The sequence below is a fragment of the Pseudomonas sp. HT11 genome (assembly GCF_044875395.1).
GTDB lineage: Bacteria > Pseudomonadota > Gammaproteobacteria > Pseudomonadales > Pseudomonadaceae > Aquipseudomonas.
In genome coordinates this window covers 4803266-4819904 of record NZ_CP173217.1, presented here as the reverse complement: position 1 = coordinate 4819904, position 16639 = coordinate 4803266, and the positions used below count along the sequence as shown (strand labels likewise).

The 16639-nt window shown below is 61.4% G+C and carries 13 protein-coding genes; 10 read left to right on the top strand and 3 right to left on the bottom strand.

Annotated elements, in window-relative coordinates; genetic code table 11:
* Positions 1-695 precede the first annotated feature (695 nt).
* Both ABWL43_RS22245 and ABWL43_RS22240 read left to right on the top strand, forming a co-directional pair.
* Entirely contained in the window at positions 696-1421 is a 726-nt protein-coding gene (locus tag ABWL43_RS22245) for a response regulator (RefSeq protein WP_145159317.1), read from the top strand.
* Positions 1418-3028 (top strand): ATP-binding protein, encoded by a 1611-nt coding sequence (locus tag ABWL43_RS22240; protein ID WP_242196164.1) that lies wholly within the window; start codon positions 1418-1420, stop codon positions 3026-3028. The genes ABWL43_RS22245 and ABWL43_RS22240 overlap by 4 nt, the downstream gene beginning before the upstream one ends.
* An 82-nt stretch (positions 3029-3110) precedes the next feature.
* Here the strand turns inward: ABWL43_RS22240 and ABWL43_RS22235 are convergent, their stop codons facing one another.
* On the bottom strand, positions 3111-3827 hold the full coding sequence (locus tag ABWL43_RS22235) for a 4'-phosphopantetheinyl transferase (RefSeq protein ID WP_262208533.1): 717 nt from the start codon (positions 3825-3827) through the stop codon (positions 3111-3113).
* 138 nt (positions 3828-3965) lie between these two features.
* Between ABWL43_RS22235 and ABWL43_RS22230 the strand changes: the two genes are divergently transcribed.
* The 3 genes from ABWL43_RS22230 to ABWL43_RS22220 are packed head-to-tail and all read left to right on the top strand — an operon-like array spanning position 3966 to position 6313.
* Positions 3966-4274, top strand: a complete 309-nt coding sequence (locus tag ABWL43_RS22230) for a hypothetical protein (protein ID WP_145159311.1) — start codon at positions 3966-3968, stop codon at positions 4272-4274.
* An 18-nt stretch (positions 4275-4292) separates the two neighbouring features.
* A complete protein-coding gene (locus ABWL43_RS22225; RefSeq protein ID WP_017138377.1) occupies positions 4293-4970 on the top strand; it encodes a response regulator in 678 nt (225 codons plus the stop codon).
* On the top strand, positions 4967-6313 hold the full coding sequence (locus ABWL43_RS22220; RefSeq protein ID WP_262208529.1) for an ATP-binding protein: 1347 nt from the start codon (positions 4967-4969) through the stop codon (positions 6311-6313). Before ABWL43_RS22225 ends, ABWL43_RS22220 begins: the two co-directional genes overlap by 4 nt.
* Before the next feature lie 122 nt (positions 6314-6435).
* Here ABWL43_RS22220 and ABWL43_RS22215 read toward each other — a convergent pair whose 3' ends face one another.
* Positions 6436-7434, bottom strand: coding sequence for an AraC family transcriptional regulator (locus tag ABWL43_RS22215; RefSeq protein ID WP_145159307.1), 999 nt, complete (start codon positions 7432-7434; stop codon positions 6436-6438).
* Between the two features lie 340 nt (positions 7435-7774).
* Between ABWL43_RS22215 and ABWL43_RS22210 the strand changes: the two genes are divergently transcribed.
* From ABWL43_RS22210 to ABWL43_RS22200, 3 genes are all read left to right on the top strand, one after another.
* The gene (locus ABWL43_RS22210; RefSeq protein WP_145159305.1) at positions 7775-9106 is read left to right on the top strand and encodes a dicarboxylate/amino acid:cation symporter; all 1332 of its coding nucleotides are present in this window, start codon (positions 7775-7777) and stop codon (positions 9104-9106) included.
* Between the two features lie 258 nt (positions 9107-9364).
* Complete coding sequence (locus ABWL43_RS22205) at positions 9365-10351, top strand: XdhC family protein (RefSeq protein ID WP_262208527.1); 987 nt, start codon at positions 9365-9367, stop codon at positions 10349-10351.
* A complete protein-coding gene (locus tag ABWL43_RS22200) occupies positions 10348-10938 on the top strand; it encodes an NTP transferase domain-containing protein (protein ID WP_262208525.1) in 591 nt (196 codons plus the stop codon). Before ABWL43_RS22205 ends, ABWL43_RS22200 begins: the two co-directional genes overlap by 4 nt.
* 114 nt (positions 10939-11052) lie before the next feature.
* Here the strand turns inward: ABWL43_RS22200 and rne are convergent, their stop codons facing one another.
* Positions 11053-14265, bottom strand: a complete 3213-nt coding sequence (gene rne, locus ABWL43_RS22195; protein WP_404484396.1) for a ribonuclease E — start codon at positions 14263-14265, stop codon at positions 11053-11055.
* 759 nt (positions 14266-15024) lie between these two features.
* Here rne and rluC point away from each other — a divergent pair.
* Both rluC and ABWL43_RS22185 read left to right on the top strand, forming a co-directional pair.
* Positions 15025-15984, top strand: a complete 960-nt coding sequence (rluC, locus tag ABWL43_RS22190) for a 23S rRNA pseudouridine(955/2504/2580) synthase RluC (protein ID WP_058427510.1) — start codon at positions 15025-15027, stop codon at positions 15982-15984.
* A complete protein-coding gene (locus tag ABWL43_RS22185; protein WP_262208523.1) occupies positions 15971-16633 on the top strand; it encodes an HAD-IA family hydrolase in 663 nt (220 codons plus the stop codon). The genes rluC and ABWL43_RS22185 overlap by 14 nt, the downstream gene beginning before the upstream one ends.
* Positions 16634-16639: the final 6 nt, after the last annotated feature.

The following is a 16639-nucleotide window of genomic DNA, read 5'->3' as shown; positions in this document are numbered from 1 at the left end:
ATATTTATTTGGGCACCATCACGGTGCCCACCGTTCCGTCCTGAAGCACTTACAGCAGGCCTGGGGCCTGGCATAACAACTTCGGGACAGGAGGAAGGGAGCTCATCGCGCCGCTTCCATGCCGAAGTCTTCGGTTCGGGCCATGAGGCGCCCTTCGCCGTATTCCTGGTGGGTGACAGTTGCTCGCTTCAAGCACTGCAACACCCGTACCGCTTTCTGCCCTGGAGGCTGGAAAACGGCTGCCATCCGCGTGCGCGGTTTGGGCTTTTAAAAAATGCGTTGGTTCCAACCAAACGGGAGCAAGAAAGCGCTTGAGTTTCTTGTCTGATCTGTGTTTGGTTTTTCGCTTAAAACCCTACATGTAGGGTTTTTTTAGCGCCGAGGTACAAGATAATGCGTTTTGGGGGGCTTAGCAACGCACTACCTGTGGATAACGCTGTGGGTAAAATGTGTATGAATCGTAGAACGCCCGTGTAGGCCGCAGTACTACTGGATCGCGCCGTTTGTCACCGAATATTCCAAGGTAAAAACAGCCGATTGGAATTTTGAGGGCGCGAACCCTACCACAAAAAAATGCGATCACCGAATGGATTTCCCGGCTTGTGCCAGAGGGCTGGCGCATGGCTACAATCGGCCTTCAATAGAGGCAGCAGTGTGTGCCCCGTAGATGACAATAATTAGAACCGAGGTAGCGCATGGAGCAAGAAGCCTGGCAGATATTGATCGTCGAGGACGACGAGCGATTGGCCGAGTTGACCCGTGATTATTTGCAGAGCAACGGCCTGCGGGTGGCGGTGGAAAGCGACGGCGCCCTGGCGGCGGCACGCATCATTGCCGAACAGCCCGACCTGGTGATCCTCGACCTGATGCTGCCCGGCGAAGATGGCCTGAGCATCTGCCGCAGTGTGCGCGAGCGCTATGACGGTGTGATCCTGATGCTCACTGCACGCACCGATGACATGGACCAGGTGCAGGGCCTGGACATGGGTGCCGATGATTACGTGTGCAAACCCGTGCGCCCGCGCCTGTTGCTGGCGCGCATCCAGGCCCTGCTGCGGCGCAGTGAGCCGGCCTTGCCGATCGCCGTGGAAAACCAGCGTCGCCTGCAATTTGGCCCCTTGGTGGTGGACAACGCTCTGCGCGAAGCCTGGCTGCACGAAGGCGGCATTGAGTTGACCAGCGCCGAATTCGACCTGCTATGGCTGCTGGTGGCGAATGCCGGGCGCATCCTGTCGCGCGAAGAGATCTTTATCGCCCTGCGCGGCATCGGCTACGACGGCCAGGACCGTTCCATCGATGTACGCATCTCACGCATTCGCCCCAAAATCGGCGACGACCCGATCCACCCGCGCCTGATCAAGACGATCCGCAGCAAAGGCTACCTGTTCGTCCCCGAAGCCGCTGCCGATATGCCGCTGTGAACTCAATCTTCCTGCGCATCTACGGCGGCATGTGCGCGGCGCTGATCCTGGTCGCATTGCTGGGCGTACTGGCCCTGCACCTGCTCAATGAAGTGCGCAGCGGCCAATACCGTGAACGCCTGGCCCACGGCACCTTCGCGTTGATGGGCGACAACCTGCAGCCCATGAGCGCCATCGAACGCCAGCGCGCCCTGGCGGTGTGGGAGCGTTTGCTGGGCATTCCCCTGGAACTGCGCACACTCACCGACGCGCAACTGGACCTGAGCCAACGCAACCGCCTGCAACGCGGCCAGGTGCTGGTCGAGCAGACCGGGCCGCATGCGGCGCGGGTGCTGCGTCTGGTCAGCGAGCAGGAACAACTGGTACTCACCGGCGAAGTGCAACAGATCAGCGAACAATTGGCCCGCGCGACGATTTACCTGCTGGCGGACGAACTGGTGCGCTTTCCGGTCGCCGAGCAGCCGCAAAAACTCGCTGACATAAAAGAAGCCAAGGGCTTTGGTTTTGACATGCACCTGATGACCCTGGACCAGGCCGACATGGACGACGATCAGCGTCGACGGGTCTCGGAAGGCGACACGGTGATGGCCCTGGGCAAGGGCGGCGATTCGATCCGCGTGTTTGCCGGCATGGTCGGGACGCCATGGGTACTGGAAATCGGCCCGCTGTACCAAATGAACCCTTACCCGCCGCAGTGGCTGATCCTGATCGCCTTGATCAGCCTGACCCTGATCGGCTTGATCGTGTATTTGTTGGTGCGCCAGCTTGAGCGGCGGCTCAAAGGGCTGGAAGCGGCGGCCACACGCATCGCCAAAGGCAATCTGGAGGTCCGCGTGCCGGCACGTGGCGCCGACTCGGTGGGGCGACTGGCGGCGGCCTTTAATGGCATGGCCGAGCACTTGCAGCAGTTACTGGCGATTCAGCGTGAGCTGGTGCGGGCGGTGTCCCACGAATTGCGCACTCCGGTGGCACGCCTGCGCTTTGGCCTGGAGATGATCGGCGACGCCGCCAGCCCCGAGGCGCGGCGCAAATACATGGACGGCATGGACAGCGATATCCAGGACCTGGATGGCCTGGTTGACGAAATGCTCACCTACGCCCGCCTGGAGCAGGGCGCGCCGGAGCTGAATTTCCAGCGGGTCGACCTCAGCGCGTTGCTCGATCAGGTGATCGGCGAATTGTCGCCACTGCGCCCTCAGGTCAACGTGGCCCGTGGTATTTGCCTGTCGTCGGCGCATTGGGACGACGCCTGGGTCGATGCCGAGCCGCGCTACCTGCACCGCGCTGTGCAAAACCTGGTGAGCAATGCGATGCGCCACGCCCAGGGCCAGGTGTTGATCAGCTACCAGGTCGGGCAGGTGCGTTGCCGCATTGATGTGGAAGATGACGGCCCCGGTGTGCCGGAAAGCGCCTGGGAGCGCATCTTTACGCCGTTTCTGCGCCTGGACGACAGCCGCACCCGCGCCTCCGGCGGGCACGGCCTGGGTTTGTCGATTGTGCGGCGGATCATCTATTGGCACGGCGGGCGGGCGTTGATCAGCAAGAGCAACAACCTGGGTGGGGCGTGTTTCAGCCTGAGTTGGCCCAGGGATCAGGAGAAGGCTTGAGATCGCTATCGCAGGCGAGCCAGCTCCCACAGTTGAAATGCATTCCAACTGTGGGAGCTGGCTTGCCAGCAATGGCGTCAGATCAGGCCCTGACGGCCACTAGACTCAACAATTGCTCACCCTCCACCGCAAACTGCCCCTCCAACTCCGTGCCATGGCACCACTCGGCAGACAGGTCGGTCAGCAGCCTTAGTCGCACCTGTCCGGTCTCGGACCACGCCACCACCTCGGCATGTTCGAAGTAAAAGCGCTTCTGCACGATCGGGTAGAGCGCCTTGAACAGGCTTTCCTTGGCCGAAAACGTCAGCGTCACCAACAAGGCGACCTGCTCGCGCGGCACGCTTGTCATGCGCTGCATTTCTTCAGCCGTAAGAATCTCCCCGGCCAGGCGTTCTGCCCGGTCCAGGGCCAGCACATTTTCCAGGTCCATCCCCAGCCCACGCCATTGCGCCTTGTGCCCGACAATCGCCGCCGCATGCCCGGTGCTGTGGGTGATTGAGCCGCTGATGTGTTCAGGCCACACCGGCGCACGGTCTTCGCCGATGGTCGGCACGCAATCGAGGTGATCGAGTTGTTGCAGGGCCGCGCGGGCGCACAGGCGGCCGGCGAGAAACTCCGCTTGGCGCTTGGCCACCGAGCGCTGGATGCTGGCCGGAGGCGGCACCGCGCAGCGCTGGAAATCACCGGCGGCTAATAAGGCTGGATCGAAACGGGTGCTCAGAAACACCGTGCCCGGCAACGGAGCGGGCAGCGGCCAATGGGCATCGAGTGGGGTGCAGCAAGCGGGTAGAGGCGTCATGCGCGGTATTTTGCGTCAGTTGGCGCGCCAGTGGATAGCCCGTCACGGTTCAGGCGCGGTTCAGAGCCCGTTCAGGGGGAGTTCAGGGGCGCCTGCGTAGTCTGGGCTCAACAGCCAAAACGCGTAGAGGTAAGCACCATGACTGCGATCAAAAAGCTGATGTTGGCGTTAACCATGCTCAGTGCCACTGCCGGCGTCCAGGCGTCGGACGGTGCATTTGCGGCCTTTGGTGGCGAGAAAACCAAGAAGTCCAGCAACCTGATCCATCGTGTCAGCTTCGAAGACGCGGGCACCCAGGCCGCGCCGTGGGGCCAGTCCCTGGGCCTGAGCGCCCCGCAACCTGCCTACCGCACCGGTTACGAACACCTGACGGGCCAATACAATGGCATTAAACTGCGCCCGCAAGACTTGCAGGGCCGCTATGATATCCCCCTGTCGGACAGTTGAATTGCCTTGGAGAGCCTTATGAAATTGCTGGTCGTGGAAGATGAGGCGCTGTTGCGTCATCACCTGTTCACCCGCCTGACCGACAGCGGGCACGTGGTCGAGGCCGTGGCCAATGCCGAGGAAGCCCTGTACCAGACCGGGCAATTCAACCATGACCTGGCCATCATCGACTTGGGCCTGCCCGGCATGGGCGGCCTGGACCTGATCCGCCAACTGCGCAGCCAGGCCAAGACCTTCCCGATCCTGATCCTCACCGCCCGCGGCAACTGGCAGGACAAGGTCGAAGGCTTGGCGGCCGGCGCTGACGACTACGTGGTCAAGCCGTTCCAGTTCGAAGAGCTGGAGGCGCGGATGAACGCCTTGCTGCGCCGCTCCAGCGGTTTCACCCAGTCGACCATTGTTGCCGGGCCCTTGCTGCTGGACCTCAATCGCAAGCAAGCGTCCCTGGATGAACAGCCGCTGGCGCTGACCGCCTATGAGTATCGGATTCTCGAATACTTGATGCGCCACCATCAGCAAGTTGTCGCCAAGGACCGCCTGATGGAGCAGCTTTATCCCGATGACGACGAGCGCGATCCGAACGTGATCGAAGTGCTCGTCGGCCGCCTGCGCCGCAAGCTGGAAGGGCCAGCCGGGTTCAAGCCGATCGACACCGTGCGGGGCCTGGGTTACCTGTTTAATGAGCGCTGCCGTTGATACGCTCGTTACGTGTGCGCTTGATGCTGGCGGCCACCACCCTGGCCGTGTTGTTCATGCTGGGCTTATTGCCCGCCATGCAAGGGGCATTCAGCCTGGCGCTGCAGGATTCCATCGAGCAGCGCCTGGCGTCGGACGTCACCACCCTGATTTCCGCTGCGCGCGTCGAAAACAATCGCCTGCTGATGCCTGCGCAGTTGCCGGACGAACGTTTCAACCTCACCGATAGCCGTCTGCTTGGCTATATCTACGACCGTGAAGGCCATCTGGTATGGCGCTCACGCGCTACCCAGGAAGAAAACATCAACTACAAGCCGCGCTACGACGGGCGCGGTAATGAGTTCGCGCGCATTCGCGAGGCCAATGGTCAGGAATTTTTCGTGTATGACGTCGAGGTCAAGCTGCTGGGCGGCAAGAGCGCGGCGTTCAGTATCGTGGCCCTGCAGCCAGTGCGCGAATACCAGCTGACCCTTGAAGGCCTGCGGGAAAACCTCTATTTGGGGTTCGGCGCGGCCTTGCTGGTGTTGCTGACGTTGCTGTGGCTGGGCCTGACGTGGGGCCTGCAAGCACTGCGGCGCCTTAGCCAGGAACTTGACCAGATCGAAGGCGGCACCCGCGAAAGCCTTTCCGAAGAGCATCCACGAGAATTGCTGCGTCTGACGGGCTCTCTCAACCGGTTGCTGCACAGCGAGCGTGAACAACGGGCGCGCTACCGCGATTCCCTCGACGACTTGGCCCATAGCCTGAAAACGCCGCTGGCCGTGTTGCAGGGTGTGAGTGAAGACATGGCCCAGCGCCCGGAAGATCGCGGCCAGGCCTGGGTATTGCAGTCGCAGATCGAACGGATGAGCCAGCAGATCGGCTACCAGTTGCAGCGTGCCAGCTTGCGCAAAAGCGGGCTGGTGCGCCACCAGGTGCGCCTTGAGCCGGTATTGCAAAGCCTGTGTGACACGCTGGACAAGGTCTATCGCGATAAACGCGTGACGGTGACCTTTGAGTTGCCGGCCGAATGCGATGTGCCGATCGAGAAAGGCGCGTTGCTCGAAATGCTCGGCAACTTGCTGGAAAACGCCTATCGCCTGTGCCTGAGTGAAGTGCGCATCAGCCTGACAGAAAGCCTCGAAGGCACCGAGCTGTGCATTGAAGATGACGGGCCTGGTGTGCCGCCTGATCAGCGTGCGCGGATTCTGCAAAGGGGCGAGCGGCTGGACCGCCAGCATCCGGGGCAGGGCATTGGTCTGGCGGTGGTCAAGGACATTATTGAAAGCTACAGCGCGCGGCTGACCTTGGGCGACTCACCATTGGGCGGCGCGGCGTTCAAGATTCACTTTCCGGCGGTTTGATTTGTATCGCCTGGACCCGCCCCATCGCAGGCAAGCCAGCTCCCACCTTTTGATTATGTGAACCCGATCAAATGTGGGAGCTGGCTTGCCTGCGATGAGGCCAGCACACACACAACACCGCGCTAACTCTCCTGCGCCCGATACGCCCCCGGCGTCAAGCCTGTCCACTTCTTGAACGCCCGATGAAACGCCGACGGCTCGGAAAACCCCAGCTGCTCGGCAATCTCCTGCAACGACAAATCCGCTCGTCCCAAATGATAGATGGCAATGTCCCGTCGCAACTCATCCTTGAGCGCCTGAAAGCTGGTGCCTTCCTCACGTAAATGCCTGCGCAGGGTTTGAGGACTGATGTGCAGGTGCTGCGCGACCGCTTCCAGGTCCGGCCAGGGCGTGCGGTCGCGGCTCAACAGGCGGCGCAGCTGGCTGCTCAGGCTGTCGCCTTCATCCGGCCGCGACAGCAGGTCGGCGGGGGAGCGCTCGAGAAAATGCTTGAGGGTGCGTTCGTCCTGCAGCAGCGGCAAGCTCAGGTAGCGGCTGGGAAACACCAGGCTGCTGTGTGGCGCGCCGAATACCTGAGGGCAGGGAAAGAGCAGGTCATATTCGCCGGCATGGGCCGGCATCGGGTAGCTGAACGTTGCCTGTTGCAGGCGGATACGCTGGCCGATCAACCAACTGCCCAAGCGATGCCAGATCACCAGCAGGCATTCACTGAGGAAGTGATCCGGGTCCCACAACTGCGAATCGTCCAGGCTCAGCCGGGCCATATCGCCTTCTCTCGTCAGCTGCCAGCGCGGACCCTGTGGGAATAGGCTATAAAATAATAAGCCGCGTTCCAGAGCCTTCTCCAGGGTGCGGCAATGAATCAGCGCGTGGCACATCATGGCGAAAGTGCCGCGCTTGCTCGGGCCTTCGGCAAACCCCAGGTATTCGTCGTCCAGCGCCAGCCACAACCTCTGCAACAGCCGGGTAAATTGCTCGGGGGCGATGCGGGCGCGGGGTTCGGTCAACAGCTCGGGGGTGATGCCCACCTGCAGCAGCAGGCCCGAGCAGTCGTAGCCGACCCGGCGCGCACCGCCGAGGGCGGCCCGGGCGTAGTGGCTGGCGATGGTACGTTCACGCATGTGAGGGCCTCGTCCATGGAGTGGCGGATGTTAGCCATCACCGAGAGAGGCAACAAGGCGGATATCCGCCAAATTGTAGGACGAGACCGGGTGGCCTGGCGGAATTCCGCCACATCTTCCAGGGTGTACAGGGCCGTCGTCTTGCCCCCAGCCCTGATGTCTAAAGGCCTTCAGCATTTTTTAAGCGAAGTGGCACGGCGTTTGCGATACAGAAAACAGCGCAGGCCTGTTTCAGCAGACCTCGCAAACAACAAATCCCTCCAGTGCAGGAGGGTTCGCAATTCAAGTGTCGTGGGCAATGGCGGATATTTGCCACACGGTGCGATTGAGGAACTTTGCAATGACGACTCGTCAGCCACTGTACAAATCCCTGTATTTCCAGGTGATCGTTGCAATCGTTATCGGTATTTTGCTCGGTCACTTCTACCCGCAGACCGGCGTGGCGCTCAAGCCACTGGGTGACGGCTTCATCAAGCTGATCAAAATGGTCATCGCCCCGATCATCTTCTGCACCGTTGTCAGCGGCATCGCTGGCATGCAAAGCATGAAATCGGTGGGCAAAACCGGTGGCTACGCGCTGCTGTACTTCGAAGTTGTTTCAACCATCGCCCTGTTGATCGGTCTGGTCGTGGTTAACGTCGTGCAACCGGGCGCCGGCATGCACATCGACGTGGCTACCCTGGACGCCTCCAAAGTCGCGGCCTACGTGACTGCCGGTGCAGACCAGAGCGTGGTTGGCTTCATCCTTAACGTGATCCCGAACACCATCGTCGGCGCTTTCGCCAACGGCGATATCCTGCAAGTGCTGATGTTCTCGGTGATCTTCGGTTTCGCCCTGCACCGCCTGGGTGCCTACGGCAAGCCGGTGCTGGACTTCATCGATCGCTTCGCGCACGTGATGTTCAACATCATCAACATGATCATGAAGCTCGCGCCACTGGGTGCCCTGGGCGCCATGGCGTTCACCATCGGCGCCTACGGTGTAGGCTCGCTGGTACAGCTGGGTCAGCTGATGATCTGCTTCTACATCACCTGCATCCTGTTCGTGGTCGTGGTGCTGGGCGCCATCTGCCGCGCACACGGTTTCAGCGTGTTGAAGCTGGTTCGCTATATCCGTGAAGAGCTGTTGATCGTACTGGGGACTTCCTCCTCCGAATCGGCACTGCCACGCATGCTGATCAAGATGGAGCGTCTGGGCGCGAAGAAATCCGTAGTAGGCCTGGTGATCCCGACCGGCTACTCCTTCAACCTCGACGGTACTTCGATCTACCTGACCATGGCGGCCGTGTTCATCGCTCAGGCAACCGACACCCACATGGACATCACCCACCAGATCACCTTGCTGCTGGTGCTGCTGCTGTCCTCCAAAGGCGCTGCAGGCGTGACCGGTTCGGGCTTCATCGTGCTGGCGGCCACCCTGTCGGCTGTTGGCCATCTGCCGGTTGCCGGCCTGGCGCTGATCCTGGGTATCGACCGCTTCATGTCCGAAGCCCGCGCACTGACCAACCTGGTCGGTAACGCCGTTGCCACCATCGTTGTGGCCAAGTGGGTCAAGGAACTGGACACCGACAAGCTGCACAGCGAGCTGGCGTCCGGCGGCACTGGCATCTCCGACACCCGTCCGGAAGATGACCTGGGCGTGGCCGAAGGCCCAGCTCCTGCGGTTAAGTAACATGCCGAAGGCGTGAATCGCGCCAGACGCTCTGCAAACGCCCCGACTGGATCGGGGCGTTTGCGTTTCTGCGGGGTCACTTTTCGGTGCTTTTGATTTACAGTCAGTCACCGCTTCATCAAATCGCGATGAGGCTCGTATCTGCCTACGTCCGTTGGCCCTGACCGGACGATGCTGATGAAACTCACGCCGGGGTGTCCGCTCTAAAACCCATTAGCCAGCCGCATGTTTGCGCTGCAATCGCTTGCAGGAGTTTTGATGGACAGTGTGGATCTGAATGTCTTGCGCAGCGTGCTCGATTGGCGCCGCGCAGGGCGCCGAGTGGTGCTCTACAGCGTGGTCCAGACCTGGGGCAGTGCGCCGCGCCCGCCTGGGGCGATGTTGGCCTTGCGGGGCGACGGTGTCGTGATTGGGTCGGTGTCCGGTGGCTGCATCGAGGATGACTTGATCGCGCGCTTGCAGGACGGTCGCTTGCCGGACGATGGGCCACCGGTGCAACTGGTGACCTACGGCGTTACCCGGGATGAAGCTGCGCGTTTTGGCTTGCCCTGCGGCGGTACATTACGCCTGACCGAAGAGCGCGTGGACAACTGGGCTTGGGTCGCCCAATTGCTGGCGCGGTGTGAGGCGCATGAAATCGTTGCGCGCGAGTTGGACCTGGCCACTGGCGAGGTGAACTTGAGCGGTGCGAGCAAGACCGATGTCGTGACCTTCGATGGTGAACGCCTGCGCGCGATCTATGGCCCCCGTTGGCGTTTGTTGCTGATCGGTGCGGGCCAGTTGTCACGCTACGTGGCCGAGATGGCGCGGTTGCTGGATTTCGAAGTGCTGATCTGCGACCCGCGTGAAGAGTTTGTTTATGGCTGGGAAGAGCAGCACGGCCGCTTTGTGCCGGGCATGCCGGATGAGGCGGTGCTCAATATCCAGACCGATGAACGCACTGCCATCGTCTGCCTGACCCACGATCCACGCCTGGATGACATGGCGCTGCTGACGGCGCTCAATTCCACGGCGTTCTACATTGGTGCCCTTGGTTCACGGGTCAACAGCCAGAAGCGCCGAGAGAACCTGGCGGCGCTGGGCCTGTCGGCGGAGGCCATTGCCCGCTTGCATGGGCCGATCGGTTTGCACATCGGCAGTCATACACCGTCGGAAATTGCGTTGTCGTTGATGGCCGAAATCGTTGCGATCAAGAACGGCGTGGCACCACTGCAGAAAAAGCCGTTGCCGGTAGCAGCCCAATGACCGTTGCCGCGATTGTGCTGGCGGCAGGGCAGGGCAGTCGTTTTCGGGCTGAGGCGGGGGCTGATAAAGACAAGTTGCTGGCCGATTGCGTGGGCCTAGATGGTGTGACGCGGCCGGTGATCGAGCAGGTGCTCGTGAATCTGCCTGAGCGGGTTGTAAAGCGCTGGGTGGTGACTTCGCCGGACCGGCTGGAGGTGATTCGCCTGGCACAGGCTTACGGCTGTGAAGTCCTGTTGCTGCATTCTGCCGGCATGGGCGACAGCCTTGCGGCGGTGGTTGCGGCCAGTGGCGCGGCAGACGGCTGGTTGGTGGTATTGGGCGACATGCCGTTTATTCAATCATCGAGCATTGAACAGGTACTGGATGCGCTGCAGGAAGAGGGTATCAGCGTGCCGGTGCATGCGGGAGCGTGCGGCCATCCTGTGGCGTTTGGTCGTGCGTTCGGGCCAGACCTGATGGCGTTGACCGGGGATCGGGGCGCCAAGCCTCTGTTCGCTCAGGCGAAGGTAGCGCAGGTTCACGTGAATGATCCGGGGGTGCTTTGGGATGTTGATCTGCCACAGAGGCTGAATTTCAACGCCGACTGAATGTGGGAGCGGGCTTGCTCGCTCCCGTGTTGGAACTGCGCAGGTCTCAAATCAATCGCCCATAAAAAAGCCCCGCCTGATCACTCAGGCGGGGCTTTTTAGTGGCTGATGGAATCAGACGAGAGGTTTAGGCTCGTGTTCTGCTTCCAAAGCCTTTGGGGCGTGCTCAGCGGCAGCCGGGGCTGGCGCCTCGACCACTTCAGCAGCAGCCGGTGCGGCAGCAGCTGCCGCGGCGGCGGCCTCAGCTTCCCTGCGACGGCGACGCACTTCACGTGGGTCGTTCGGCGCGCGGCCATTTTCAGTCAGGGCGCTGGCAGGGGCGGCTTCAACCACCGGGGCGGCGACTTCGGCAACCACTGGTGCTTCAACCACTGGCGCAGGCTCGGCAACCACCACCGGAGCGGCTTCAACCACTTCGGCAACCGGTGCTGGCGCTTCTTCTGCCACAGGGGCAGGGGTTGGCGCTTCAACCGGAGCGGCTGGCTCGGCAGTCCACTGGAAGGCGGTCTGTTCTTCGCGAACTTCACGCACTGCCGGGGCAGCCTCTTCGACAGCCGGCGCTTCAACCACGGCTTCAACCACTGGCTGAGGCTCAACCACCGGTGCAGGCTCGACAGCGGTGACTTCCACTGCTGGTTGGGCTTCGCGAACCGATGCAACTTCCACTTCCGGCACCACTGGGGCTTCGATCGGGGTGGTTGCTTCGACGACTGGAGCTTCAACTACCGGCGTTTCAACTGCCGGGGCCTCAACCACTGGCGCTTCAACCGCTGGCGTTTCGGCGAGTGGCGCTTCTACAGCAGAGGTGTCTTCGACGGCGGCAGTGGCGCGTTCAGCTTGCTCGTGAGCCTGGGCTTCAGCAGGTGCGCTGATCACCGAGGTGGCCACGGCGGCTGTCACAGCCAGGCCGGCAGCCAGTTCGGCGCCAGTCGGTTCGGCGGTGGCGGCTTCTGCGTTTTCGCCGGACTCTTCCGAGCCTTCGATGACATTGCCGTTGGCGTCACGTTGACGCTCGCGACGGTTGCTGCGACGACGCTGGCCCCGGGAGCGACGACGTGGACGATCGCCTTCGGCGTTGTCCTGGCCGTCTTCCTGCAGTTGCTCTTCGCCCGTCAGCACTTCTTCTTCGCTGGCGGCAGCGGCTTGCTCGGCGCGTGGTTGACGCTCTTCACGCGGTGGGCGCGGCTGGCGCTCTTCACGTGGGGCGCGTTCTTCACGCGGCTGGCGAGCCGGGCGTTCTTCGCTGGCGGCTTCGGCAGCCACGGCTGGCGCTGCGTCCAGTGGCTCGCGCAGTTCACGCACACGTTCTTCACGCTCGCCACGTGGCTTGCGGTCTTCACGAGGGGCGCGTGGGGTACGTGGTGCGCGCTCTTCACGCGGTGCACGTTCTTCACGGGCTACGGTCGGGGTTTCTTCGCGGGCTTCGCGAGGTGCACGCTCTTCACGTGGCGCGCGTTCTTCACGCGGTGCACGTTCCTCGCGCGGCTTGCGCTCTTCATCACGGCGACCGTTGCGGTTACGGCTTTGCTGGCGACCGTTGCGACGTTCTTCGTTACGGGCCGGGCGCTCGGTGGCAGGTTTTTCAACCACTACCGGAGCAACAGGCTCTTCCTTGGTGGCGAACAGGCTGACCAGCGATTTCACCAGGCCTTTGAACAGGCTTGGCTCAGGCAGGGCGGCTGGCGCGGCAACCGGGGCGGCTACCTCGGCAGGTACCGGTGCGTTGGCACGCGCCGGCGCGGTCTTCACGGCAGCTTCCTGGCGAACCAGGGTGCGGGTTGCGGCAGCTGGCTGGACTTCTTCCACTTCAGCCGCAGCAGCAGCGATTTCGTAGCTGGACTGGCCGCTGTGGGCTTCCGGACTGTCATCACGTAAGCGCTGCACTTCGAAGTGCGGCGTTTCGAGGTGATCGTTCGGCAGGATAACGATACGGGCACGGGTGCGCAGTTCGATCTTGGTGATCGAGTTGCGTTTTTCGTTGAGCAGGAAAGCTGCAACCGGGATCGGCACTTGCGCGCGGACTTCGGCGGTGCGGTCTTTCAGGGCTTCTTCTTCGATCAGGCGCAGGATCGCCAGGGACAGCGATTCAACGTCACGGATGATGCCGGTGCCGTTGCAACGCGGGCAGACGATGCCGCTGCTTTCGCCCAGGGATGGACGCAGGCGCTGACGGGACATTTCCAGCAGGCCGAAGCGCGAGATGCGGCCGACCTGTACGCGGGCACGGTCAGCTTCCAGGCATTCGCGGACTTTTTCTTCCACGGCGCGCTGGTTCTTGGCCGGGGTCATGTCGATGAAGTCGATCACGATCAGGCCGCCGATGTCACGCAGGCGCAGCTGGCGAGCGATTTCTTCAGCCGCTTCCAGGTTGGTCTGCAGGGCGGTTTCTTCGATGTCGCTGCCTTTGGTCGCACGCGCCGAGTTGATGTCGATGGACACCAGGGCTTCGGTCGGGTCGATCACAATGGAGCCACCGGAAGGCAGTTCGACGACGCGCTGGAAGGCGGTCTCGATCTGGCTTTCGATCTGGAAACGGTTGAACAGCGGAACGCTGTCTTCGTATAGCTTGATCTTGCTGGCGTACTGCGGCATTACCTGGCGGATGAAGGTCAGGGCTTCGTCCTGGGCTTCAACGCTGTCGATCAGCACTTCGCCGATGTCCTGGCGCAGGTAATCGCGGATGGCGCGGATGATCACGTTGCTTTCCTGGTAGATCAGGAACGGCGCGGAACGGTCCAGGGACGCTTCTTTAATAGCGGTCCACAGTTGCAGCAGGTAGTCGAGGTCCCACTGCATTTCTTCGCTGCTGCGGCCAAGGCCGGCAGTGCGCACGATCAGGCCCATGTCGGCTGGTGCAATCAAGCCGTTCAGCGCTTCACGCAGTTCGTTGCGCTCTTCGCCTTCGATGCGACGGGAAATACCGCCGGCACGCGGGTTGTTCGGCATCAGCACCAGGTAACGGCCGGCCAGGCTGATGAAAGTGGTCAGGGCGGCGCCCTTGTTGCCACGTTCTTCTTTTTCGACCTGAACGATGACTTCCTGGCCTTCGCTCAGGACGTCCTTGATGTTCACGCGGCCTTCTGGGGCTTTCTTGAAGTATTCGCGGGAGATTTCTTTGAGGGGCAGGAAGCCGTGGCGCTCGGAGCCGAAATCGACAAAGGCAGCCTCAAGGCTTGGTTCGATGCGAGTAATACGGCCTTTATAGATGTTGGCCTTCTTTTGCTCGCGTGCACCGGATTCGATGTCCAGGTCGTAGAGGCGTTGGCCATCTACCAGTGCAACACGCAACTCTTCGGGTTGAGTTGCGTTAATCAGCATTCTTTTCATGTTGTACCGTCGGTTTCCGGGCTGCCGGAAACGGCGTTCGGCACACACGACTTCTCACGGTCGGTGTCAGGTGCGTCAAGAGTGGTTGGCCACTCCAGTGTCCAGCAATAACGAGCCAATTGGGCCGGTATCGCGACGGACGCGTCCTGCTTGTTAGCGGTGGTGACAAAGGCACCACTTCAACAAAAGCTAAGGTCAGGAGGAGGAATCAACCGGCGACTGTGGACGAGATGAAGCGTCTAAATATAAGCCTAGTGCTACACGGTCCGACGGTTGTGCATCTCCACCCTACACGTATCCCTGATAATTCGGGTGCTGCCGCGCGCAGAATCCGCAGCGGGTTGGCATTTACCGTGTTCTCCAATGGGGAGTCCACGCTCATGGCTAAACAAGACTAGGTGTGGGCGACTGCGCTCTCACTCAGCTCTTAACAGGCGTTGTTTCCGAAGCTTTCGCCATGGTCTGGCTCAAGACTGACTGCACTTTGTGAACTGGCCGTAAATATCGGCGCAGAACGCGAGTATTCACTCTGCTTTCTGCACTCGCTTCAGGCCTCATGTCACCTGCGCTTGTTACAATCTCGAGCCTTCCAAGGTGGCAAAAGCCCCGTAGGACGGCCTCGCGTCCTGATGAATTGCGATGGTCAGGGCCGGCAGTTTGCCGCAAGTCCTCTGTCCAGGCCGCTTTTGGCGGCGTTCGCGACTATAGCAGCAATGATTAAGTGCTTCAATTCCATAAAAAATTGTTATCATCGCCGCCATGACGACTACCGCCCCCCAGACCCCCAGCGTCCAGCTGCTCGAGGTCTCGCCGGAATATGCCGGCCAACGCATCGACAATTTTCTCCTGGCCAGGCTCAAAGGCGTGCCCAAGACCTTGATTTACCGCATCTTGCGTAAAGGCGAAGTGCGCGTGAACAAAGGCCGCATCAAGCCCGAGTACAAGCTGCAGGCGGGCGATATCGTCCGTGTGCCGCCGGTTCGCGTGCCTGAGCGTGACGAACCCGTGCCGCTGGCCCAAGGCCTGCTGCAGCGCCTTGAGGCTTCAATTGTTTTCGAAGACAGCAAGCTGATCGTGATCAACAAACCGTGCGGCATTGCGGTGCACGGCGGCAGCGGCCTGAATTTCGGCGTGATCGAAGCGTTTCGTCAGTTGCGCCCGGATGCCAAGGAGCTGGAGTTGGTCCACCGCCTGGACCGCGACACCTCCGGTCTGCTGATGATCGCCAAAAAGCGCAGCATGTTGCGCCACCTGCACACCGCCCTGCGTGGCGATGGTGTCGACAAGCGCTACATGGCGCTGGTGCGTGGCAACTGGGCGAGCTCGATCAAAAGCGTTCGTGCGCCGCTGCAAAAGAGCAACCTGCGCTCCGGCGAGCGTATGGTTGAAGTGGACGAGGAGGGCAAAGAAGCCCTGACCCTGTTCAAGGTGCTGCGCCGTTTCGGTGACTTCGCCACCATGGTCGAGGCTAAGCCAGTGACCGGGCGTACTCACCAGATTCGCGTGCATACCCTGCACGCAGGCCACTGCATCGCCGGCGACACCAAGTACGGTGACGAGGATTTCTCCAAGGAAATCCGCGACCTGGGCGGCAAGCGCCTGTTCCTTCACGCCTACATGCTGACGGTTCCACTGCCTGATGGCGGTGAGTTGAAGCTGCAGGCGCCGGTCGACGAGATGTGGGCCAAGACCGTGGAGCGTTTGAGTGTCGCACCTTGATTACAAACTGCTGATCTTTGACTGGGACGGCACCCTGTGCGATTCCATCGGGCGGATCGTGGAATCAATGCACGCAGCTTCAACCCGCTCGGGCTTTGCGTTGTGCACCGATCTCGCGGTCAAAGGCATCATCGGCCTGGGCTTGCCTGAAGCCATCCGTACCCTGTACCCCAAGATCAGTGACGCTGAGCTGGTGACCTTTCGCGATCATTACGCCGAACACTACATCGCGCTGGAGGCCACGCCTTCGCCGCTGTTCGACGGTGTGGTGCAATCGCTGGAGGCCTTTCGTGCCCAGGGTTATCACTTGGCAGTCGCCACCGGCAAAGCCCGTCGCGGGTTGGACCGGGTCCTTAAGGCGCACAACTTCGAAGATTATTTCGACATCACCCGGGCGGCGGATGAAACCGCCAGCAAGCCTCATCCTCTGATGCTTGAGCAGATCCTTGCCCATTGTGGTGTGTCGCCGCGCCAGGCGTTGATGGTAGGCGATGCCTCCTTCGACCTGATGATGGCGCGCAATGCTGGCATGGACAGTGTGGCGGTCAGCTACGGCGCTCAGGCTGCCGAGGCCTTGCAGCAGTACGAGCCGAGGCTGACGATTGATCATTTTTCCGAACTGCAGGCCTGGCTCAGCCGGGCCCAATAAGTCTTT

What these genes read in the sequence shown, in the direction of transcription:
- ABWL43_RS22215 (WP_145159307.1), bottom strand. Translation starts at nt 7,434, where the DNA reads ATGCGTGAACGTACCATCGCCAGCCACTACGCCCGGGCCGCCCTCGGC.
- ABWL43_RS22235 (WP_262208533.1), bottom strand. Translation starts at nt 3,827, where the DNA reads ATGACGCCTCTACCCGCTTGCTGCACCCCACTCGATGCCCATTGGCCG.
- ABWL43_RS22210 (WP_145159305.1), top strand. Translation starts at nt 7,775, where the DNA reads ATGACGACTCGTCAGCCACTGTACAAATCCCTGTATTTCCAGGTGATC.
- rluC (WP_058427510.1), top strand. Translation starts at nt 15,025, where the DNA reads ATGACGACTACCGCCCCCCAGACCCCCAGCGTCCAGCTGCTCGAGGTC.
- ABWL43_RS22230 (WP_145159311.1), top strand. Translation starts at nt 3,966, where the DNA reads ATGACTGCGATCAAAAAGCTGATGTTGGCGTTAACCATGCTCAGTGCC.
- ABWL43_RS22200 (WP_262208525.1), top strand. Translation starts at nt 10,348, where the DNA reads ATGACCGTTGCCGCGATTGTGCTGGCGGCAGGGCAGGGCAGTCGTTTT.
- ABWL43_RS22225 (WP_017138377.1), top strand. Translation starts at nt 4,293, where the DNA reads ATGAAATTGCTGGTCGTGGAAGATGAGGCGCTGTTGCGTCATCACCTG.
- ABWL43_RS22245 (WP_145159317.1), top strand. Translation starts at nt 696, where the DNA reads ATGGAGCAAGAAGCCTGGCAGATATTGATCGTCGAGGACGACGAGCGA.
- ABWL43_RS22205 (WP_262208527.1), top strand. Translation starts at nt 9,365, where the DNA reads ATGGACAGTGTGGATCTGAATGTCTTGCGCAGCGTGCTCGATTGGCGC.
- rne (WP_404484396.1), bottom strand. Translation starts at nt 14,265, where the DNA reads ATGAAAAGAATGCTGATTAACGCAACTCAACCCGAAGAGTTGCGTGTT.